At 36.6% G+C, this 22,983-nt stretch carries 21 protein-coding genes, 1 pseudogene and 1 riboswitch; of the genes and pseudogenes, 20 read left to right on the top strand and 2 right to left on the bottom strand.

What is annotated here, in order from left to right:
• The first annotated feature begins 1 nt into the window (after position 1).
• From sufD to IGJ19_RS11470, 5 genes are all read left to right on the top strand, one after another.
• Positions 2-1,291, top strand: coding sequence for a Fe-S cluster assembly protein SufD (gene sufD, locus IGJ19_RS11490; RefSeq protein WP_019724375.1), 1,290 nt, complete (start codon positions 2-4; stop codon positions 1,289-1,291).
• Positions 1,288-2,523 carry a cysteine desulfurase gene (locus IGJ19_RS11485; protein WP_071866911.1) on the top strand — a complete coding sequence of 412 codons (1,236 nt, stop codon included), beginning with the start codon at positions 1,288-1,290 and terminating at the stop codon, positions 2,521-2,523. The genes sufD and IGJ19_RS11485 overlap by 4 nt, the downstream gene beginning before the upstream one ends.
• Positions 2,510-2,980 carry a Fe-S cluster assembly sulfur transfer protein SufU gene (gene sufU / locus IGJ19_RS11480; protein ID WP_071866912.1) on the top strand — a complete coding sequence of 157 codons (471 nt, stop codon included), beginning with the start codon at positions 2,510-2,512 and terminating at the stop codon, positions 2,978-2,980. The genes IGJ19_RS11485 and sufU overlap by 14 nt, the downstream gene beginning before the upstream one ends.
• Positions 2,981-2,984: 4 nt before the next feature.
• Complete coding sequence (gene sufB / locus IGJ19_RS11475; protein WP_071866913.1) at positions 2,985-4,376, top strand: Fe-S cluster assembly protein SufB; 1,392 nt, start codon at positions 2,985-2,987, stop codon at positions 4,374-4,376.
• 234 nt (positions 4,377-4,610) lie between these two features.
• Positions 4,611-6,290, top strand: a complete 1,680-nt coding sequence (locus tag IGJ19_RS11470; protein WP_430604068.1) for an IS1182 family transposase — start codon at positions 4,611-4,613, stop codon at positions 6,288-6,290.
• A gap of 142 nt (positions 6,291-6,432) precedes the next feature.
• Here the strand turns inward: IGJ19_RS11470 and IGJ19_RS11465 are convergent, their stop codons facing one another.
• Positions 6,433-6,648: a hypothetical protein gene (locus tag IGJ19_RS11465; protein WP_430604067.1), complete on the bottom strand. Its 216-nt coding sequence runs from the start codon at positions 6,646-6,648 to the stop codon at positions 6,433-6,435.
• Between the two features lie 93 nt (positions 6,649-6,741).
• Between IGJ19_RS11465 and IGJ19_RS11460 the strand changes: the two genes are divergently transcribed.
• The 9 genes and pseudogenes from IGJ19_RS11460 to IGJ19_RS11420 all read left to right on the top strand — a co-directional run.
• Positions 6,742-6,993: a helix-turn-helix domain-containing protein gene (locus IGJ19_RS11460; RefSeq protein WP_272018542.1), complete on the top strand. Its 252-nt coding sequence runs from the start codon at positions 6,742-6,744 to the stop codon at positions 6,991-6,993.
• A 101-nt stretch (positions 6,994-7,094) separates the two neighbouring features.
• Complete coding sequence (locus IGJ19_RS11455) at positions 7,095-8,777, top strand: AAA family ATPase (RefSeq protein WP_272018543.1); 1,683 nt, start codon at positions 7,095-7,097, stop codon at positions 8,775-8,777.
• A 24-nt stretch (positions 8,778-8,801) separates the two neighbouring features.
• Positions 8,802-9,680 carry a DNA adenine methylase gene (locus tag IGJ19_RS11450; RefSeq protein WP_430604065.1) on the top strand — a complete coding sequence of 293 codons (879 nt, stop codon included), beginning with the start codon at positions 8,802-8,804 and terminating at the stop codon, positions 9,678-9,680.
• Positions 9,681-9,705: 25 nt separating this feature from the next.
• Positions 9,706-10,416 (top strand): hypothetical protein, encoded by a 711-nt coding sequence (locus IGJ19_RS11445; protein ID WP_272018607.1) that lies wholly within the window; start codon positions 9,706-9,708, stop codon positions 10,414-10,416.
• A gap of 1,630 nt (positions 10,417-12,046) precedes the next feature.
• The gene (locus IGJ19_RS11440; RefSeq protein ID WP_430604063.1) at positions 12,047-13,399 is read left to right on the top strand and encodes a T7SS effector LXG polymorphic toxin; all 1,353 of its coding nucleotides are present in this window, start codon (positions 12,047-12,049) and stop codon (positions 13,397-13,399) included.
• Between the two features lie 12 nt (positions 13,400-13,411).
• Positions 13,412-13,897 carry a DUF2247 family protein gene (locus IGJ19_RS11435; RefSeq protein WP_071866922.1) on the top strand — a complete coding sequence of 162 codons (486 nt, stop codon included), beginning with the start codon at positions 13,412-13,414 and terminating at the stop codon, positions 13,895-13,897.
• Between the two features lie 397 nt (positions 13,898-14,294).
• Positions 14,295-14,915, top strand: a complete 621-nt coding sequence (gene yqeK / locus IGJ19_RS11430; protein WP_071866923.1) for a bis(5'-nucleosyl)-tetraphosphatase (symmetrical) YqeK — start codon at positions 14,295-14,297, stop codon at positions 14,913-14,915.
• Positions 14,900-15,103, top strand: a complete 204-nt coding sequence (locus tag IGJ19_RS11425; RefSeq protein WP_071866924.1) for a hypothetical protein — start codon at positions 14,900-14,902, stop codon at positions 15,101-15,103. Before yqeK ends, IGJ19_RS11425 begins: the two co-directional genes overlap by 16 nt.
• Before the next feature lie 3 nt (positions 15,104-15,106).
• Positions 15,107-15,232: pseudogene (locus tag IGJ19_RS11420) on the top strand (family 1 glycosylhydrolase); the annotation flags it as partial.
• 94 nt (positions 15,233-15,326) lie between these two features.
• Here the strand turns inward: IGJ19_RS11420 and IGJ19_RS11415 are convergent.
• On the bottom strand, positions 15,327-15,962 hold the full coding sequence (locus IGJ19_RS11415; protein ID WP_071866925.1) for a VanZ family protein: 636 nt from the start codon (positions 15,960-15,962) through the stop codon (positions 15,327-15,329).
• 461 nt (positions 15,963-16,423) lie between these two features.
• On the opposite strand from IGJ19_RS11415, the gene IGJ19_RS11410 reads away from it, so the two are divergent.
• The 6 genes from IGJ19_RS11410 (at position 16,424) to IGJ19_RS11385 (ending at position 22,954) form a co-directional block, all read left to right on the top strand.
• Positions 16,424-17,986 (top strand): hypothetical protein, encoded by a 1,563-nt coding sequence (locus IGJ19_RS11410; protein ID WP_071866926.1) that lies wholly within the window; start codon positions 16,424-16,426, stop codon positions 17,984-17,986.
• Positions 17,983-18,876 (top strand): hypothetical protein, encoded by an 894-nt coding sequence (locus IGJ19_RS11405; protein WP_071866927.1) that lies wholly within the window; start codon positions 17,983-17,985, stop codon positions 18,874-18,876. Before IGJ19_RS11410 ends, IGJ19_RS11405 begins: the two co-directional genes overlap by 4 nt.
• Before the next feature lie 424 nt (positions 18,877-19,300).
• A riboswitch (cobalamin riboswitch) is annotated at positions 19,301-19,477 on the top strand.
• 189 nt (positions 19,478-19,666) lie between these two features.
• Positions 19,667-20,635: an ABC transporter substrate-binding protein gene (locus tag IGJ19_RS11400; RefSeq protein ID WP_071866944.1), complete on the top strand. Its 969-nt coding sequence runs from the start codon at positions 19,667-19,669 to the stop codon at positions 20,633-20,635.
• Positions 20,628-21,626, top strand: a complete 999-nt coding sequence (locus tag IGJ19_RS11395) for a FecCD family ABC transporter permease (RefSeq protein ID WP_430604570.1) — start codon at positions 20,628-20,630, stop codon at positions 21,624-21,626. The genes IGJ19_RS11400 and IGJ19_RS11395 overlap by 8 nt, the downstream gene beginning before the upstream one ends.
• Positions 21,627-21,639: 13 nt before the next feature.
• Positions 21,640-22,164, top strand: coding sequence for an ATP:cob(I)alamin adenosyltransferase (locus IGJ19_RS11390; RefSeq protein WP_029594063.1), 525 nt, complete (start codon positions 21,640-21,642; stop codon positions 22,162-22,164).
• Positions 22,165-22,177: 13 nt separating this feature from the next.
• Positions 22,178-22,954: an ABC transporter ATP-binding protein gene (locus tag IGJ19_RS11385; RefSeq protein ID WP_430604059.1), complete on the top strand. Its 777-nt coding sequence runs from the start codon at positions 22,178-22,180 to the stop codon at positions 22,952-22,954.
• Positions 22,955-22,983: the final 29 nt, after the last annotated feature.

The following is a 22,983-nucleotide window of genomic DNA, read 5'->3' as shown; positions in this document are numbered from 1 at the left end:
TATGAAAGACATTAAATGGCTCGATCATCTTGACGCTGTTACAGATTTTTCATTCAGTAAAGGTGAACCGGAATGGATGACGACGCTTCGTCAAGAGGCGCTGAAAAAAGCAGATGAACTACCATTGCCCCATATCGAACGTGTGAAATTCCACCGTTGGCCATTGTTTTCAATCAATGAGTTGACTGATCAGACACCTGAATCTGGAAATGTTGCGGCATTTGATGCGATGAAAGACAATCCATTAGTCGTGCAACAAGGCACCTTGACTGTCTTTGAGCAATTATCCGCAGACCTTGCAGAACAAGGAGTGATCTTTACAGATCTATTTACTGCAATGCAAGAATACCCTGAATTAGTCCAAGAATATTACATGACGAAAGCTGTTGAAATGGACGAAGACCAATTGACTGCGCTTCATGCTGCATTCATGAATAGTGGCTTATTCTTATATGTACCAAAAAACGTGGTCATCAAAGAACCGATCGAATCCCTGTTTATACAAGAAGGAGCATTTTCGCAACACTTCTTTAAACACGTCTTGATCGTCGCAGATGAACACAGTGAATTCTCTTACTTGGAACGATTCCAAACAACTGGAGAAGAATTACAAAAAGTCTCTGGGAATATCATTGTTGAAGTCATCGCCAAAGCCGGTGCCAAAGTCAAATATGCAGCAGTCGACCAATTAGGCGAAAATGTCACAGCATATATGAACCGTCGTGGACATATCTTGCGGGATGCTTTTGTGGACTGGGCAATCGGAGTGATGAATGATGGCAATATCGTCGCTGATTTTGATTCAGATCTAGTGGGTGAAGGCGGACATGCGGAAGTCAAGATCGTGGCAATCAGTTCAGGAAAACAAACACAAGGAATCGATACCCGGGTGACAAATAAAGCCCCACATACGATTGGACATATCTTGCAACATGGTGTGATCCGCGAACGTGGCACGTTGACATTCAACGGTATTGGACATATCTTGAAAAAAGCCAAAGGTGCCGATGCCCAACAAGAAAGTCGTGTCTTGATGCTTTCAGATAAAGCACGAGGCGATGCCAATCCGATTCTCTTGATCGATGAACACGAAGTTACAGCAGGACATGCCGCAAGTGTTGGACGTGTCGATCCGGAAGAAATGTATTATTTGATGAGTCGAGGTTTACGAAAAGAAGAAGCAGAACGTTTAGTCATTCGTGGCTTCTTAGGGTCTGTCTTAACTGCAATCCCAGTAGAAGCGGTGCGCAAAGAACTAGTGGCAGTTATTGAAGGGAAGTTAAATGTATGATTTCTCCAGAACAAATCCGTCAAGATTTCCCGATCTTATTTCAGGAAGTCAATGACGAACCCCTGGTGTATTTAGACAATGCAGCGACTACGCAAAAACCCAAACAAGTGTTAGCGACTATGACACATTATTATTCCGCAAACAATGCCAACGTCCATCGAGGCGTGCATACGTTAGCCGAACGAGCAACCCATGATTACGAAGCTGCTAGAGAAAAAGTTCGTCGCTTTTTGAATGCCCAAGAGACCGCCGAGATCATTTTCACACGTGGAACGACCACAAGTTTGAATTGGGTAGCGCAAAGCTATGGCGATGCCTTTGTCAAAGCCGGTGATGAGATCGTGATCTCTTATATGGAGCATCATTCGAACATCATCCCTTGGCAACAGTTGGCAAAACGAACAGGTGCTACTTTGAAATACATCGAATTGACCGAAGAAGGATTTCTTGATCTAGAACATGCCACTTCGATCATTTCAGAAAAAACCAAAATCGTGTCGGTCGCCCATGCCTCTAATGTATTAGGTGTCATTAATCCGATCCAAGAATTGGCGACGATCGTTCATGAAAAAGGTGGTATTTTAGTGGTAGATGGTGCACAATCTGCTCCACACATCAAAATCGATGTCCAATCACTAGACTGTGATTTCTTTGCTTTTAGCGGACATAAGATGTGCGCAACGACCGGAACAGGTGTATTATATGGAAAACGGAAATGGTTGGAACAAATGGAACCCGTTGAATTCGGTGGAGAAATGATCGACTTTGTTGGCCTACAAGACAGCACATGGAAAGAACTTCCATGGAAATTCGAAGCAGGCACACCAAACATCGCCGGTGTGATCGCACTCGGCGCAGCCATTGATTATCTTGAATCCATTGGTTTAGCAGGCATTCATCAATATGAAGAAGAACTTGTTGGTTATGTCTTACCAAAACTCCAAGCAATCGAAGGCTTGACGATCTATGGACCAAAAGACCCGACCCAACGTACAGGTGTGATTTCCTTCAACTTAGAGAACCTACATCCCCATGATGTAGCGACTGCTCTTGATATGGAAGGCGTCGCTGTTCGTGCCGGTCATCATTGTGCCCAACCATTATTGAAGTATCTAGGGGTCGCTGCGACAGCTCGTGCCAGCTTTTACGTTTATAACACAAAAGCAGATGCCGATCGTCTCGTCCAAGCAATTCTCGCAACAAAGGAGTTTTTCCAACATGGCACTATCTAAATTAGACAATCTTTACCGTCACGTGATCTTGGACCACTCATCACATCCACATCATCGTGGCACGTTGACGGAATCAACGAATAAGATTGAAATGAACAACCCCACCTGTGGGGATGTCATTGAATTACAAGTCGAGATCAAAGACGGCAAAATCAATAATATCGCCTTTGACGGCAGTGGTTGCTCTATCAGTACAGCCAGTGCCTCAATGATGACCGATGCTGTCATCGGCAAAACAATTGCAGAAGCAGAGCAATTGACGGACGACTTTTTACTGCTGGTCCAAGGAAAAGAAGTCGCAGATCTTGAACCACTAGGGGACGCTGCCATGTTAAGTGGTGTCGCAAAATTCCCCGCGCGCATCAAATGCGCAACGCTTGCCTGGAAAGCACTAGGCAAAGCAATGGAAGAAGACGGTACTGCAACCGTCCATCATGAGCACAAGGAAAAGGAGTGAGCAAATGGGCGTACCAGAATTAGAAGAATATAAATTTGGCTTCCACGACGACGTGGAACCCGTTTTTAGTACAGGAGAAGGCTTGACTGAAGAAGTCGTTCGGGAAATGTCACGGATCAAAGAAGAACCAGAATGGATGTTGGAGTTCCGTTTGAAATCCCTGGAAGCATTCAACAAAATGCCTATGCAAGACTGGGGACCAGACTTATCTGACATTGATTTCAATGCCATCAAATACTACCAAAAACCAAGTGACCGACCTGCTCGCGATTGGGATGACGTACCAGAAAAAATCAAAGAAACCTTTGAACGAATCGGGATCCCAGAAGCCGAACGTGCTTATTTAGCCGGCGCTTCAGCCCAATACGAATCAGAAGTCGTATACCACAACATGAAAGACGAATTCGAAAAACTCGGCATCGTCTTTACCGACACAGATTCTGCATTGAAAGAGTATCCTGAACTATTCAAAGAATACTTTTCAAAACTCGTGCCACCAACAGATAATAAACTAGCCGCACTAAACTCAGCCGTTTGGTCTGGAGGTACGTTTATCTATGTACCAAAAGGCGTCAAAGTCGATGTCCCATTACAAACCTACTTCCGAATCAACGCCGAAAACACCGGCCAATTCGAACGTACGTTGATCATCGTGGACGAAGGCGCCAGCATCCACTATGTCGAAGGCTGTACTGCACCAACCTATTCAACCAACAGTCTACACGCAGCTATCGTGGAAATCTTTACCCGCAAAGACGGCTACTGCCGCTATACAACGATCCAAAACTGGTCAGACAATGTCTATAACCTTGTAACCAAACGAGCAAAAGCCTACGAAGGCGCAACCGTTGAATGGATCGACGGCAACTTAGGAGCCAAAACAACCATGAAATACCCAAGTGTCTACTTAGACGGACGAGGCGCACGAGGCACCATGCTATCCATTGCATTTGCCGGAGCCAACCAAATCCAAGACACAGGCGCAAAAATGATCCACAACGCACCAAACACTTCAAGCTCGATCGTCTCGAAATCAATTTCAAAAGACGGCGGCGAAGTAAACTACCGAGGCCAAGTCACCTTTGGAAAAGACAGTGCCGGCTCGATCTCTCATATCGAATGTGATACCATCATCATGGACGAATGGTCCAAATCTGATACCATCCCATTCAACGAGATCCACAACAGCCAAGTCTCGTTGGAACACGAAGCAAAAGTCTCCAAAATCTCAGAAGAACAACTCTACTACCTCATGAGCCGCGGCTTGACCGAATCCGAAGCCACAGAAATGATCGTCATGGGCTTCGTCGAACCATTCACAAAAGAACTACCGATGGAATATGCGGTAGAGTTGAACCGGTTGATAAGTTATGAGATGGAAGGCAGTGTAGGTTGATGCTTATATGCCAATGTTTCCAAGGTTTTTGAAAGATAGTTAATTATCGTTTGCCACAAATTTGCCACAAAAATAATGCAAAAAATTTAGAGAGTGGAGAGTGGGACAATAATCAGAAGAAAAGCTGATTATCGTCCTACTTTTTTTGCATATTTTTGAATTTAAGGAACACAAAAAAGCACACAACCTTGTATGATTAAAGTGACTAAACCCAATCAAAAAGGAGTGTGCCTTATGTTTAAAAATTATACCATTAATCAAACCACTTTACCACTAGATATGGAACAGTTTATTCCTGAAACTGATGTTGCGTTTGCCGTCAATTCTTTAGTTGAAGCAATCCCTCCACACCTCTTCGATGAATTAGAACAACAACTTGGGCGTCCTGCCTATCATCCGAAAATGATGTTAAAGATTCTTCTTTATGCCTATACCCAACGTGTTTTTTCTGGTCGAAAGATTGAATTTCTTTTAGACGATAGCTACCGAATGCGTTGGTTAGCCAATCACGAACAAGTTAGCTACCGCACAATCAACCGATTTCGAAGTGATGAGACAACCGCTCAGCTGTTAACTGAAGCCTTTGTTCTATTTCGTCGTCAGTTGATTACGAATCAAGTCATCGATAATGAAGCGATTTTTATTGATGGCACGAAAATTGAAGCGGACGCCAATAAGTTCAGCTTTGTTTGGCGAAAAGCAACTACTCGATACGAATGCGCTTTAGATGAAAAATCTGAAGCATTCTACCAAACCCTCTATCAAGAAGAGATCCTTCCTTGTTTAAAAGAAGAAGGGCAATCCGATGGATTGTCGAGCGACCAACTAGAAGAAGTCGCTCATCATCTCGAAGCTGAACTCCATGAAACAAATACACAATTAGCTCAAGAACAATCCCCAAAAAAGCAAAGTCAGTTAAAGAGAAAAAAACGAGTCTATAAAAAATACCTTCGACAAGTACAAGCGGATTACCTACCAAGAAAACAAAAATATGAACGATATCGTCGTCTCTTCCAAGAACGAAACAGCTTTTCTAAAACAGATACGGACGCCACCTTTATGCGAATGAAAGACGATTATATGCGTAATGGACAGCTAAAACCAGGATATAATCTACAAATTGCGACAGAAAACCAGTATATCTTAGCCTATGACTTATTCCCAAATCCAACGGACACTAAAACCTTAGCGCCATTTTTAGATAGTTTTTTAGAACAACATAAAGAGCTACCAGAATATATTGTAGCTGATGCAGGTTATGGGAGTGAACAAAATTATATGTATATCCATGATGTTCTACATAAAACACCATTGATCACCTACAGCACGTATTACAAAGAAAGCAAAAAGAAGAACAAGGAGAATCCGTTCAACATAGAAAATTGGCACTATCTGGAAGAACAAGATGAGTATATTTGCCCAGCAAAGCGACCTGTCCCGTTCAAAGGCTATAGTCGGAGAAAAGATAAAGGAGGCTTTGTCCGAGATTTCAAAGTGTATGAATGCGAAGATTGTCGAGCTTGTCCAGTCCGGAGTCAATGTACCCGTTCGAAAGGCACACAAAAGCGGCAGCTTCTAGTGAATAATTCTTGGCGCTATTTTAAAGCAGAATGCAAAAAGAAGCTTTTGGAGGAAAAAAACGGTTCGATTTATCGTCGACGAAAAGTCGATGTCGAACCAGTGTTTGGTCATCTAAAGGCTCACTTAGCGTTCCAACGTTTTCACTTACGAGGAAAACAAGGAGCGACGATTGATGTGGGTTTGGCACTTATGGCATTAAATCTGAGAAAATTAGGGAAGTACATGGAGAGAAATGTGCGAATACAAACGAAAACGAGTCCAATTTTGACAAAATACATCAAAATTGGACTCATTTCTATTTTTGAGAAAGGACTATTGTCCCACTCTCTATGATTTTTTTAATAGTAACCCAAAGTATGATGAATAGATCATACATAAAGGGAAGTAGAGCAAAGACCGTAAAAAACAAATTACTTGCTTCTACAGAGTATTTATTGTGGAGATATTCATTCGTCAGCATAATTGCTATACATATTCATAATAATACAATTACTGCAACAAGATAGTTTTTCGCAAACCTAAATGAAAAATAAAAGATGCTGAAAGTAAAATAATTAAGAAGTACTGTACCAAGAAAAGTGTCTTGGTAGGTAAATAGTTTTGCTATTAAAAGGCCTAAAATAATCTTGATGACGATAGCTTTAAGATACTGTGACTTTTTTTCAAAGATCAAAGTTTTCGAAATATTCATGAAAGACCTCCTTGTGGACTAAAACTAGTCCCATTGTATCATAATTTCTCTCTAAGATTAACAAGAAAAAGGACTAATTTTAGTCCATAAGGTGTGTTAATCTTGAAAGAAGAAAAAATAATTGATTCGAATAATGTAATCGGTAGCAATATAAGGCGTATCAGAAAAGAAAAAGGGATTGGTCAATCTGAGTTGGTTAAAATGTTGCAGCTTAGTGATGTTGATATTACTAGAGAAACCTTAGTGAAAATCGAGGGCGGACGACAGCACATAAAGCGTGAACAGTTAATAGGCATAGTGAGGGCGTTAAATGTTTCGCTTGAAGTAATACTTATAAAAACTTAGATAAGTCAAACGTACAAAATATTTAATGTACTTTTGAGTTAGGATATTAGTTTAGAATGCTATAATCAAGTTATTGATATTAAGTTGAGGAGAAGTTAATAGTGAAAAAATACACAAAAATAAAAAAAGTAGATATTAATCACTTTCGTGGATTGAAAGATGTTTCAATTGATTTTGGTGAACGTATTACTTTAATATGCGGAAAAAATGGCACGTCAAAATCAACAATTTTAGGAATAGTTGCACAAATTTTTAGTTTTTCGACAGATTACACTGAGTCTCCTGTTAAAAGAAATAATTTAAGAGGTTTTAAAACACTATTAGGAAAGACATTTGAATCTAAGTTTTCAGAGCATTTCAGATTTTCGGAAGCATTTGATTTACCGGGTTCAATGGATGTAAACATAAATGTTTATGACGGAATCGAGAAAAAGGAGAAAGACGAGCTTACACTTAGATTATATGACTCTCAGGATAGAAGTAAGAGTCGCCCTGTGTTACGTGGGAATAATGATAGAAATATCACCAATCCAGTAATTTACTTGAGTGTTAATCGGCTGACCCCAATTGTTTCTAGGTCTTATGGTTTAGCTAGTGACGAATATATTGATTTAAACAAAGATATAGCATTAGAGTTGGCCAATGGAATTCTACTTCAAACAAATACAGAAATTGATTCCACTGGTGGCGCTATGAATTCTTTAGCACCACATACAGAAAAGTATGATTTCCAATCTATATCGGTTGGTGAAGATAACGTAGGGCAAATAGTAAGAGCATTATTATCTTTTAAAAAATTAAAAGAAGAGTTCAAAAATTACTCTGGTGGAATTCTACTAATTGATGAAGTTGATGCAGGACTTTTCCCAGCTGCACAAATAGAATTTTTCAAAATTCTATCGAAATTTTGTAAGGATTACGGAATACAAGTAATTATGACATCACATTCCCCAACAATGATCGAAGAGGTATATAATCAAAAAGATACAAAAAATTATAAGGTCAACTATCTTACAAATACTTTTGGGAAAATTCAAGTAAGAGCTGATTTCAACTGGGTAGATATCAATGCCGATATTCATGCAAGAACGAAAGAGGTCGATAAGGAACTCGCATTGATGTTTCCAAAAATTGGTATCTACTGTGAAGATATAGAAGCGAGGGAATTTTTGAAAGCCCTCATAAGAAAGAAAAAGTTAACTAGGATTATAGAAGTTTCAAAAACATCATTAGGTGGAGACCAAATGATTAGTCTAGCTAAGGAAAAAATTCCTGAATTTTGTAGTAAAAGTTTAATTGTATTAGATGCTGATAAAGAAATTTCTAAACAAAAAAATTTCTGTAAATTACCAAGTGATCTGCCTCCGGATCAATTGTTATATGATTATTTAAGAAAATTACCTGAAGAGTCATCATTTTGGGAAAATCAGATTGGTTTTACTAAAACTGTTTTCAATAGAATAGTCAACAATAGATTATCGGGCTTACAATTATCTAACGATTCAAAAATAGATTTACGTGAACAGTTAAGTAATTATAGAGGAACGGATAGTAATAAGGATGGTATAGTAAGAGACAAATTCAAAGCCTTCTTTAAAGATAATGAGATACAGAAATTATTTGGCTTAGGGATTACCAAGAATCCATATACATGGTGGAAGAATGATAATAAAAATATGGCTGATAATTTTGAGAAAGAGTTTATTACAAAGATAAAATATGTTTTAATTGTTGGACATAGAGTTCCACAATCTTTAGTTGAAGAATACTTCAAAGATATTTAATATTTAGAATAGGAGGTGTGTTTAATGCCGGTCACAAGCTCACCATTAAGATATCCTGGGGGAAAAACCCAACTATACAAATTTATTAGAAAATTAATAACTGAAAATATTGGAGATAACGGCACATATATAGAGCCTTTTGCAGGTGGTGCAGGTGTTGCGTTACAACTTCTAATTAAAAAGGATGTAAAAAACATCGTAATAAATGATTTAGATAGTTCAATATATTCTTTTTGGTATTCAATTCTAAATTATACGGACGATTTTATCAGCTTGTTAATTGACACTCCCGTTAGCATAGAAGAATGGCACAAACAAAAAGAAATTTATATAGAAGAATCAAGTAATCCATATTCTTTACAGGGTGGTTTTGCTACTTTTTTTCTAAATAGGACAAATGTGAGTGGAATTATAAATGGAGGTCCTATAGGTGGTTTAAATCAACAAGGCAAGTACAAAATAAATTGTAGATTTAATAAGATAGATTTAGTAAGAAAAATAGAAATCATATCATCGCTAAAAGATTCTATATTTTTGTTTAATGAAGATGCTGAAAAATTTGTTAAGTTAATTTCTAATAATTATTCAAAAGATGATACATTCATTTTTTTTGATCCTCCATATTATGAACAAGGTAGGAATCTATATCTAAAATTTATTGATAAAGATAAGCACAAAAGCTTAGAAGAAAATATTAGGTTAATTGAAGATTTTAAATGGATTATTACGTATGATAAGGCAGAAGAGATTTATGATATATATAAAGATTTTAGTGAAAAATACCAATATCAATTAAGATACTCAGCTAATAATAAACGAAAAGAAAAAGCTTGGGAATATCTTTTTGCCAGCCCTAACACCAAAATTGATAGTTTTGAAAATATAGTATTACAAAGTTGTTGAGTGTGATAGGAAGGCAGATGTTTTTATGAATACTGATACAGTGATAGTATTAGGCGGTATTGTTGTTTTATTTCTTTTATTTAAAATATGGATTCCAATTAATGAACAAAAAAAATTCAAACTAAAAGTTGAAGAAGACGAGCAGAAAAATTATGAACAAGTCGAGATGTGGAAAACAGAATTGAATGGACATGATTATTTATGTTCTAGCTATAAGGATTACGAAAAAAATAAGGAAAGATCACTAAATAATCTATTTAGACCAAGTGCTATTATTACTTGGCAAGGAGTAAATTGGGAAGTAATATCAACTCCTCAGTTTGAAGTCCAAAGAGACGAAAATGTTGATCTTTTAGAAAGAAATACGAACTATATTTATGTGAAAGTACGATATATTAGTGAACTTGATAGGAATGAAAAAACTGTAATCAATTATGGAAATTACAGCCAAATTAATAATTCAACAATTGAAGGTAGTGATTTTCATTTCCAAAATGACTATACTATTTATGATTTGCTGATAAATGAAATAGATAAATTTATTCAAGAACCAAGTAATGATAAAGTTATCACACAAATAAAATCTGAGCTGTCACTTTTGAAGGAATCTATAAATAATGGTGAAAAAATAACTTTTAAAAATTCTGTAGTCAATCGACTAGGAGAGATAGCCAAAACGGTTTCTCCTTTTGCCTCGTTAGCAGGTGCAATTCTAAATATTATTAGTAAAATTTAGAAGTATCTCTTAATAACTTTGATTTTTGAAATAGCTCCTCAAAGGAAAATAATGAATGCCACAGTGACTGCCATTTCATTAATTTTGGTTGAATATCATTGAATCTATCTCGCTTAATAAATACTGATATATAATATGTTTCAGCTACTTTGACTACTATGAAGAGATGAGTCATCGAATGGAAGGGGCTGTTGGGTAAGTAAATTAATTATGCGGTCTCTTTGTCAATAAGAACCGCTAATGCGTTCAATCAAGTAAAAGAGTGTGGGACAATCATCAGAAAATATCTGATGACTGTCCCACTTTTTTTCGTTTTTTTAAATTTAAGGAACGAAAATTTTTTTAACTCATGATAAAGTTGAGAAAGAATGATATCGTTGATGTCAGTTAAATATATGGGATAATAATTATCCTGAAATTATTTAAAGGTTTATTCTTTTTATCAAAAAACTAATGCAGAACCTTGTGTATGAGAGTTTAAGCAACTCGTCAAGGAGCGTTTGGGAATAAGTCGTTGTTGATGTCGTAATGGGATACTGTTGCGTATCAAGTGAGTATTCTTGGTAACAAGAGGAAAGCCAGTGTAAAAGCATTGGAGCGCAAAGAACGTGTGCAAAGTGTGACCAAATGTAAGGTAGCGAACTTGTCGGGACGACAATAGAAAGCTAAGTTGATAAGACTTAGCCTCTCCGTGAAGAGATTTGCTAAGGGATTGGCATTTCACACTGGCGGAAACATCCAAAGAAGTCCTTCGCCGTGAAGGGATTAGAAATAATCTATAAGACAAGAAACGCGTGAGAGTAGCAGAAGGCGGTATATGTTGATACTATTAATAATCAAAATATACCGAATGCTCCTGTGGAATTTGTAGGCTGTCATGCCTGACCACATCTCGTAAAGCTGCAATATGCCAGCGGTCGCTCCGACTGGTACGGTATTGTAGAATGTGTGACTGAACAACATTGCAATCGCATGGCGTAGAGAGAGACACTCCGCATAGTTTTTTGGTAAAGGGCGTAAGCCTTTTTCTTTTGCATTTTTATATATTCAAAAGAACAATTACAAAGACTTGCACGATTATGATATCAAAACTATATTTTATGAGATTTTTTATTTTTCGATTTGTATATTTGGTAAGCTTTACGTAGAATTCGCTTTCTTTGTAAAGATCGATAGTGATACGATTTATAGATTTATATCTTGGAAGTAGCGAAATGTTCTCTAAAGCGGTAAAAATCATTACTTCTAGGAAGGTTCAAATCAAATGTATGAGATGGAATGGAGGTAAGTAAATGAATGATGAAATTCTAAAAAATCAACAAGAAATTGTCAAAGTGGAACAACATCAAGAAAAATTATCGAATGAAAAACGTGTATTAGAAGAAAAACTGCTTCAGTTGTAAGAGGTACTTCAGAGAGGTTTTCGTCAATTAGCTGAATCAAACCATGAGGCATTGCAACGAGGTTATACCTCAACACAGTGGTTACATAAAAATAATGAAACAAAACAACATATTTTTCAACGTCAATTAAGACAAGCCAATGAGGAATTAAATGCTACATATAATAAAGCGATACAGAAATTAGAAGTAGAACGAGAAGAATTACAGGCGCAGAGGAGAAACCTCTCATGGGATTGATTTATGTCAGTAGTGAATCTTCGGACTTTATGTCTGCGCTTAAAAGTAATTTAGGAAGTGGTAAAGAAACTGTTAGTCAATTGAAGTCGGGTAGTCAAAAAGTTGTTTCAGCCGTGGACGGACAGCAATTATCTGGTGCGGCGTACACAGCAGGCAAAGGCTTGTTTGCGGACTTGATCATTCCAACGATTACACGCACAACAAATGCCATTGAACAGATTGAACAAGAATTGAAAAAATACCAAAATACCGATAAAATAGTGGCAAGTGAAGGCGAATTGAATGAAGATAAATTAAATCAACAAATACAAGTCACACGTACAATGAAAAACTCAGTAGACCAGACCTTATTTTTCGTCCGATTACAAACGACACTGAATCCAATTGCAAGTGTACTAGATACATTGTTGAATGTTCAAAGAGATTTGGAACGAATGACTGATAGCTTTCAACAAGATATCGATCATTTACAAAATCAACTAAGAAAACTACAGGATTTCAATACACAAACAAGCGGTTTATTTGCTAATAGTCTAAATGAGTTGAAGATAGCGATGCAAGGCGTATTAATATTAAATAATACGACAATCAAAAGTGATGGCTCATACTCATTACCAAAAGGTACAAATAAAAGTTATTTTGAGAAAATAAAAAAAGACGTATCTTTGGTTATTGAATCAGGAGATCAAGAGATTGAGTTAATCAAAGAAACAGATAGTCTAGAAGAAATCAATCGCAAAACACTCGCTTGTGCGAATATAAGAATCAATCCCTACACAGGAAAGAAAATTAGCCAAGAAGAAGCGAATAAATTCAAGTACGCTGCATGGTCAGGAACGTTTACGAATATTGGCGATACTGTGATGGGTGCATATTATGGAAACAAAGGTGCTTCGAGAATAGATGGCATGGATGATGTTGGTAGTGTCAAGAAAAAATCTAATAGTGAGAGTACTGGTGGGGCTACTCAGAAAGTTATTTCTGAATTTAAGAGTCCTGTGTTAGATGGCAAGCGAGTCGGGGGTGGAACAACAGTTGATGATATAAAACCAATTTGGGGAAAAGATCCTTTAGACAAACCAATTATAGACAAGGAATTTCCACATGTTCCAAAAGAACATGGATTTAGCAACATTGTTGACAATTATCCAACTATTGCAAATGAGTATTCTTTAGTTGGTGGAGATGGAATTAGTAGAAGATTTTTTCAAATTGAAGGAAGTAACAATGGAAAAATAGGTGTTTTTGAATGGATTGTCGAACCTAATGGTAATATAAGCCATAGAAGATTTATAAATGGTGGTACGTTGACTGGAAAACCAAATCAAGTTCCTAAAAAATAAAAGGAGAAAATAATGAATTTAGCATGTTTTAAAGAAAAAGATGTGAACTATAGTTGGAAAACTATCTATGTTGGAGTAATTCAAAAATTTTTCGATCTAAAAGTAATTTCTGACTATGCGATAGAGCTAATGGATCAGGGAAATGATGATGATTTTATTAATGAACTTGCATGGGGAATAAAACCTGACGCATTACAATCAGTGTTATTTGAATTGAAAAGAAAGTACTTTCCTAATGTGGATGAAGGCGGTAATGATTACAAATTTGAAGAACAAAAACTTAGATTTATTTATTTATCTAAATTAAATGATACCATGAATGATGAAGATTATTTGTTAAATGGAATTGCAGAATTCTATAATAACAATGGGTATCCAGAAGATATGGTTAGCTTCATAAATTATATGCCTCAAGAAGTTCCTACTACAAAAAAAGATTTGATAGAAAGATTCCATCAATTCTTAGATTCAGAAAATGAAAAAATTAATGAAAGATGAAACAGCACTTTACTCCTAATTAAAATTAAATAGTAAAGTCTTGACCAGTAAATATACCACCTAGAGCAATCAAGTCGTCAATAGTTAATAACAAAAAGAAGCGATTCAAATTTATCGTTTCTTTTTCTACATATGAAGTTATTACACACTTATCAAGAAAAGTTATGAAGTGGAATTAAATTACATAAAACAAACCTTTGGCAAAGAAATCCAGTATTTAGGCAAGGCCGAGATAATTGTTAAATCAGGAGAAAAATTAAGAATATATTTAAAAGTAGAGTATAAAATATCTAATTCTCTATGTATATTTCTTCTATGTAAGGCTCGATTTTTCTAATAACCATAAGTAGTAAATAATTCATTTGAAAATACACATAGTAAGTAAATGGAGGAAAAAATGACAATAGTGAATAGTTTGGCATTAAGAGATGATGTTTATCGTTTTCTTGAAGAACATGATCATATAAAAACTTATGAACATTGTATAGCAGTCGGCGATTGTGCGGAGAAACTTGCTGTAAATTACAATACCAATGGAGAAAAAGCCAAAATAGCGGGTTATTTACACGATATATCCGCAATTTATCCAAACAATCATAGAATTACTATAGCAAAAGAAATGGGGATAGAACTAAATCAAGAAGAGTTGGTATTTCCAATGATCATTCACCAGAAGATCTCAAAAAAAATGGCAGAAAAGATTTTTGACATCACTGACAACGAGATTTTATCCGCAATTGAGTGTCATACAACTTTAAGGGGGAGGTATACTCAACTAGACTTAGTTGTGTTCGTTGCAGATAAAATAAGTTGGGATCAAGATGGAATTCCTCCGTATCTAGACAGTTTATTATCAGCACTTGAATGTTCTTTAGAAAGTGCTGCATTGTATTATATTAAATATCTATTGGATCAAGGCGTCAAAGTTGTTCATCCATGGCTAAAAGAAGCACATGAATCATTGTCTAAGGCAGTTAGTAAAGGAGAGGACGGGAGAGATATATGCCAGAATTTATAAATTTACCAAACTTTTATCATGATAGTGAAATTTTAAATAATGTTGATTTACCTGAAGAAGACCAGTCTTTACAAATCCAAAGAACTTTAAAAGAAACAGAGAAAATACAAAAATCCGTTTCTTCTCTGGAAGATAGTGAAGAAAAAAGAAAAAGAAGAAAACATCCGACCTTTCAAAAAGAACAGTAATAAGTGTCGAAACGGTATGGCTTCATCTATGTTGACTTGGATGATGAAGGGAAAGGCACCGGCAATAGATATAAAAAGAAATCATTTGACTGGTATAAAAGAGTGATTGAAACAAACGGAATAGAATGATAAAAAGCAAGAACCCCAAAAATTGGAAGAACAATTTTTGGGATTCTTATCTTTTTTTTAGAGGTGTTGTTTCTAAGGTAGTAAGCTTTAAGCATTAACTAAAAAATGTATTAGCGAAAGCAATAAAAACGACCAATACAGGAATTGACCATGAAAAATCAGACGTTTTATCAAGGATTTTATTTGACGAATGATTGATCATTCTTAAGATGACCTCAATCAGAAAATAACCTAGAATCATTCCTAGTACATTTGAAGTTAAATCGTCGATATCTGTTGCTCTAGCTACCGTAAACAGTTGACTCAGTTCAATCAATAAAGAAGTGCAAAAGCCAAACAAAAGAGAATAGCTGAATTTTCTATACGTGGGACTAATTAAAGGACATAAGAATCCGATGGGTATAAAACAAATAATATTGAGAATATACCCTGTATTTATTCCATCGATGAAAGGAACAAGATTGATATTCGGATTGAAAATATTTTCGCCGAACCCACTGATTCTGTTTAGTCCATAAAGCGTAGGAACACCGAACACATTGAAGAATGTCACACTCATATAATAAAACAATAAAAGTGATGATAGAATGCTTACCAATTTAAAAGAACCTTTATTTTTTCTGGTGAACCAAAATAAAAAACTTGCCAAAATTAGTAGTCCTACGAAGAATACAGGTTTTAAAGTCAAGATATCTACTATGGATTCCCAGAATCCGATTTGTTGTATCATCTTTTTCGCCTTCTTTCTTTAAGTTAATGATTATTTAGTCTGTATAATCATCTCATAGAAGGAGACGTTAGCCATCAGCCTGTAGACTTATTTTAGGAGTCATATGAGTATACTGATAAACTGGTAAATGATACAAGATGAAGACAGTTGGTATTAAATAATAATTGTGACACGTAGAAAAGATTGATAAAAATGAATAACTAGCAAAATATAGCCCTAGATACTTATCGAATGCCAATATCTTAGGGCTGTTTTCGTGTGCGTATAAGACTGAAAGTGTTCGTATACGACGTAGATGATTCTTATCCAAACGATTTTAATTTAAATAGGAAAAAATTACGTATAGTAATAATGAATGAAGTAGATGGGGTTAAATAAATAGAAGTGCAAAGAGAAAATACCATCAAGTACTACATTAATAATAGACAGCCATCACTTATCTAATTGAAAGGACAAAAATTATGGGATTAATCTATTCAGCAATCGAATCTTCTAACTTAATGAGTAATATGACCACTAATTTATCACTTGCTCGGACAACGATCGATCAACTACGAACAGGGAGCCAACAAATTGTTCAGGCAGTTGACGGAAAGACACTCTCTGGGGCGGCTTATCAAGCCGGTAAAGGACTGTTTTCTGAGTTGATTATTCCTACGATCAATCGGGTAAACACTGCGGTACAAGGGATTCAGACAGACTTGAATATTTACTCCGCCGCGCATCAAATTGTTGCTAGTGAAGGATACTTGGATGAAGAGAATTTAAGTGGACAGATTCGTGCTAAATCATTTGCTAAACAATCGATTGAAACCCATGCGCAGACAATCAGGCACATCGCTAATACAAGTATCTTACCAGGCATCACAGAAATGCTGACCGATTTCCATCGCAACCTGATGAGAATGTCAGACAGTCTGCAAGAAGACATCTATAAGTTGCAACGCAAACAGCAAAAACTCAATGCCTTTAACTCTCAAACCAGTGGACTGTTCAACAACAGTCTACTGGAATTAAAACTCGCTATGCAAAGTGTCTTAGTCCTGAATCAAACTACCGTAAAGGCAGATGGAAGTTATGTATTGCCGAAAGGAGTGGATGGGAGTTGGTTTGAGAAGTACCAACCAAACGGACAAGTTTTGTTGGAAGAATCTTCAAATAATGCCTACTTAGAACTGTATGCGGAGATTGAAAAATTGGTCCAACCCCTGAAAGAAGGGAAAACCGATGCAGTCAAACGGTTCGAAATGTTGATCAAAAATTATCCTGATGCATTGATAAACAAGCTGGCATCCAACGATGAATTTTGGATGCTTACCAATTATCTACCTTCAGGGGTGAAAACTAGATTATTTAGCTTTCTTACAAAATATGAAATGTTCGGTAAAACTGTTGCTCAAGGGAAATGGATTCCTAAAATCGATACGATAGGCAAAGCTTATCAAAATTTCACTAAATTTACCTCGCCCGTAAAAACCTACGTCAGCGAAGGGTTGAAGAACTCCCACTTGATACAAGGAGCTAAAAAATGGGGTATCGCCAAAGGAATAGGAACAGCAGGCCAAGTAGCTACTTATGCACAATTAGGTGTGACATTTGTTTCAAGTGCAGTAAATGAGTATGGAAAAACAGGTAGTGTAGGAAAAGCAGTAAAGGGCGGAGGGATTGATATGGTTAAAAGTATAGGACCGTTGGAGGGGATGACTATAGGAGCGAAAATTGGTGGAGTTGTGGGGACTATTGTACCCGGAGCAGGTAATGCTACTGGTGCTTTTGTGGGCTGTGTTGTTGGAGGGCTTTTTGGGTTAGGAAATTCAATTGTACAGTCAGTATGGCCCGACAGATATGATAAATGGAAGAATTCAGTTTATCAAAAAGAAGATAATGGAAAAAGTAAAAATAAATTAGAGTTGGATAATTTAAAGCTAAGAAGTACAAACTGGAATGTTATTGCTTCTGGAAAACCTTTTGGTAAAAAAATGAAGTCTGTATATATACCTAGTTATAGAGGAGTATCACAATGAATATCAAAAGATTTTTTTCAGCTACTTTTGAGGAAAGTTTACATTTAGAAGATGATCGTTTTGTTAAAGATTTGTATGCTGGTATTAAGATACAAGAGCAAGAGAAAAGAAAACTTCATCCTCTATTTCAATTAATTATTTATATACTTATGATTTTACTTATCTATGGATTGTACTACTTAATTAATTCATGGATGGAGACTGAAGTGTTACATCAATTATTTAAGGAACCAAAAGTTAATTTTGTTTCAATGACTATTTTTTGGTTTGGTTTGTTGATATTTTTAGTAATTAGTATTTTTATGATCACTAAAATGAATGATGGAACGAGATTTTACTTTATTTTTATTAATTTAAATAACTACATGATTTGGCTGATGCTAAGCATAAATTTGTTCTTCATTACATTCTTTATCGAACCACTTACGATTTTCGGCATACTTATTTTAATTTTGTTTCAGATTTTAAGTGGTTATATCATTTTTGAGAAAAAATTGTATCGTCTTGCTAAACAATTATTCGGTAACCACGATTCAAAAAATCATTTTTCAAAATTTATTGAAAGAATAATCACATTTTGCTATAAACTTGGTGGAATCTTTTGGGCAATAATAATACTTTTAAATTTTATTTTTCCTAGTGGACTAAATGATTCCTCGGATATTACTACTATTTCAAGTACTGTAATAATGTGGATGATTGTAAATATCAGTTTTACTGCAGCAGAGGTGCATATTTCCTTTCCGTATTTATTGTATGGATACTATAAAAATAAGTTTCAAGAAGAGTATCGTGATTGGGAAGGAAAGACGCAACTTGAATGGTATGGAGAAAAATATTTCAACAAGCATATCAAAGGAACAGCCAAAGAAGTGAATGAGAATAAATAGCCCAAACCCTTGGTCTCAACGTCTAACTAAATGTAAATTTTGGCTTGGATAGTAAAAATAAATCGACTGAAAAAGATAGATCTTTCCTTTTTCTAATGAATAACATATAAAATTTTTGCATGATTTTTAACAAATTCTTGTCCTTTTACCTTACACTTACATGATAGGGATGCCTATCAACAGCTTTGTTTTATTAAAATAAAAAACGTTAGATAAATCAACAAATGATACAGTGTCCTCAGTTTTTTATACTATGAATGAATGCCATTTTAAAAAACAGAAAATAATATATTTTTGTTGAAAATAAGGTGTTTTGTAGCTCTTTTCGCTTGATTTTCGTATATCTTTTATGAAATCCATATGTTAAAGTATTGGCGGAGATACTTTTGTTGATAGAGCTAAAATTTCCAAAAGATAAATGAGTGAATAAAAGTGAATTTAAAATAAAATAGCCGATTAGATGTCAGGGAAAGAGGTGAAAGTCCTCTACAGACCTACCTACTGTAAGGTGGATGAAACCAATAGGACCACAGATCATTCTGGAAGGGTTGGGAGTAAAAGGAAGCCAAGTCAGGAGACCGGTTTAACGGCAATCATGTTCTTTTGTAGGAGAAAGATCAAGCGTTTTTTTGTGTGATCAATCAAACTGTCTTCTCCTGTAAAAGGAAAGGCAGTTTTTATTTACTTTTAAAAAAGGTTGTTTGGTAAGAGTATGGAAATGAAAGGGCTATCGTAAACAAAGTGATCACTGGGAAAAGTAAAAATGAGTCAAAGAAAGTGGGAATAGATGATGAAAAAATTATCGAAATTAGTTGCTGTATTGGGATTGAGCGTAGTCTTTGGGTTGAGTGCTTGCTCAAATAATAACAACGAAACAAGCCAAACAGCAGAAACAACGACAGCTTCAGAAGTTGCTTTGCCGACAAAAGATCGTGGGGGTGAAGAAATCGAGATTCCTGAAGAAGTGGATAAAATGGTTTCTTTAGTTCCTTCAGTTACACAAGTGATCGATGATCTAGGACGTAAAGATCAATTAGTAGCTGTTGACACACAAAGTCCGGCAATGACGGAAGAACTTGATGAGCTGCCACAAATCGATATGATGGCTGTGGATGCAGAAACATTGATTTCATTGAACCCACAAGTGATCTATGTTTCAGATATCAGTCTGCATGGCTCTGAAAATGTCTGGTCTCAAGTAAAAGATGCAGGAATTACTGTCGTGAACATTCCAACAAGTAATACTATTGAAGATATTGCATTAGATGTCCAATTTATCGCGGATACTTTACAAGAGCATGAAAAAGGACAAGAATTAGTCGATACAATGAACAAAGAAATCGATGAGATTAAAGAAATTGGTGAAACGATTACAGATAAGAAAAAAGTATTGTTTGAAATTAGCGCATTACCTGAAATCTATAGCTTTGGTAAAGGCGTTTACTTGAATGAAATGATCGAACTTGTAGGTGCAGAAAATGTCTTAGCAGATCAAGAAAGCTGGATTCCAGTAACAGAAGAAGCTGCGATTGCTAGTAAGCCAGATGTAATTTTGACGAACGTAAATTACTTAGATGATGCCGTGCAAGAAATCTTAGATCGTGGAACCTGGAAAGACGTTCCTGCGGTGAAAAATGAAGCAGTATTCTATATCGATAACGCTGCGAGCTCTTTACCAAACCACCATATGACAAAAGCCTTAAAAGAAATGGCATTAGCAATCTACCCTGATGAATACAAATCGTTGGAAAATGAATAAACAAAGTCGGTTGCTGTTAGCAGTTGTCTTGAGTATCATCGTAGTATTCTTTGGGATCAAAATCGGGAGTGTATCCATTCCTTTTGATACATTGATACAAGCATTATTTTCAAGAGGAGACAAACAGCTAGATGCAACGATCGTCACCATTCTTTGGCAGGTTCGCCTGCCGAGAGTGGTTTTGGCGTTTCTTGTAGGAGCTGCTTTGGCTGTGAGTGGAACAGTCATGCAATCCCTTTTAGGCAATCCATTGGCTTCTGCCTATACGCTAGGTGTGTCATCAGGGGCATCACTTGGCGCTGCGTTGATCATTGTTTCAGGGATCACTTTACCGTTGTTCCCAAATTTTACATTACCTCTGACAGGCTTTATTTTTGGCTTGGCAACTGTGTTTATTGTCTTGATGATGAGTCAAAGATTGGATCAGCAATTATCGAACCAAACAGTTATTTTAGTGGGGATGGTCATGACCTTATTTGTGGGCGCGATGTTGACGATCGTCACGGCATTGTTCAAAGATCATTTACAACAATTAGTCTTCTGGCAAATGGGGAGCTTTTCAGGAAGCACTTGGGCAAAAATCCAAATCTTTTTACCCATTTTACTGATTGGAACAATCGCTCTCTGGTTCTCTGCGAGTAGCTTAGATGTGTTATCTTTAGGTGAAGAAGAAGCAATGATTTCTGGTGTAGATGTCCGAACGATCAAGTTATGGGTCATGGTGCTTGCAGCATTGCTTGCAGGAAGTGCCGTTTCATTTGTCGGCGTGATCGGATTTGTTGACTTGATTGCACCTCATGTCATTCGCCGCTATTTCGGTGCTAGCCATCGTTGGGTCATTCCAGGAGCAGCACTGTTAGGTGGCAGTATGATGGTCGTCGGCGATACGATTTCTCGAACGCTATTATCTCCCCAAGAAATCCCAATCGGCGCTGTCACCGCATTGATTGGTGCGCCCTTTTTTGCCTATGTTTATTTCAAACGAAAGTGAGTGTTCTACAATTATGAAAGATATTTATCGAAGTCCTTATGAGGCTTATCCATTTTTAGCAGACGATGCAGATGATTTACGTTGCGATTATGAATTACACACCGATCGCTTATCTTCAGAAATCGGGTTATTACGCGCAAAGTGTGAAGATTCTCCTTTTTACAAGGAGTTAGAGAAAATCGGTGAATTAGTTTACCATGCCAATGCATGCGTGCGTACAAAAATGACGATCACACAAGAAGAAATCGACTGGTTAAAAAGTCGTGTCGATGAATTGAATGCAGAAAGAACAAATCAAAGCGGCCCATTCTTCTTACCTCAAGGAAGCGAACGAGGCGCATTGGCTCATATCTTACGTGTTGATTGTAAAGTAATCGTTCGTTTGTTGTACCGCCATCTTTATCAAGGGAAAAAAGTCGATTCAGGTTTATTAGACTTTTTCAATTTGCTGTCTGGTTATTTCTTCATGATTGCGATGAAATTCAACCGAGAAGATGATGTAACGGAAATTCCTTTTGTCAGCAGAAATTACCGCTAAAGGAGGAAAAGTGATGACCTTGAAGCTATCGCAAGTCACAGTTGGCTATGGCTCAGTAAAAATCATCAAAGAAGTCTCCTTCGAGCTGAACAAAGGTGAGAACCTATGTATCCTAGGACCTAACGGCTGTGGCAAGACGACTGTATTAAAATCAATTGCAGGCATCCTTTCCTACGAAGGATCGATCACGATCGATGGAAAAGAAGTCCGCACAATGAAGCGTAAAGAAGCCGCACGAAAAGTCGCCTTACTTAGCCAGTTTTCAACTATTGCCTTTGATTACACCGTCTATGAAACCGTCATGATGGGGCGTTATACGCACATCAAACAAGGACTATGGTCGGTCACCACAGCAGAAGACCGAGAAAAAGTTATGGAGTGCTTGGCTCTAACTAATCTGTTAGAATTGAAAGACCACCCCGTCAACCAACTTTCCGGTGGCCAAAAGCAACGCGTCTTCCTAGCCAAAGTATTAGCCCAAGACCCAGATATCCTATTATTGGACGAACCCAATAATCATCTCGATATCAAGCACCAACTCGAACTCATCGGCTATTTAAAAGACTGGGGCAAGAACCAAGACAAAACAATCATCGGTGTCTTCCACGACATCCGTTTAGCCCTCTCTTTAAGCGACCAAGTCTTGTTCATGAAATCAGGCCAAGTCATCAAGCAAGGCCCATTTCTGGAAACAGCTTCAAGAAAACTACTCAAAGATATCTTTGATGTGGATCTAGTGAAGCATTTTCAGGAGCAGAGCGAGATTTGGGATAAGTTGGGGGAAGGGTAAGGAGAAGAACAAAAGTTGATATATAAAAA

Source organism: Enterococcus sp. DIV1368b (assembly GCF_050529595.1).
Classification (GTDB): domain Bacteria; phylum Bacillota; class Bacilli; order Lactobacillales; family Enterococcaceae; genus Enterococcus_B; species Enterococcus_B mundtii.
Note: the sequence above shows the minus strand (reverse complement) of the source record. Positions and strands in the feature narration are given on the sequence as shown.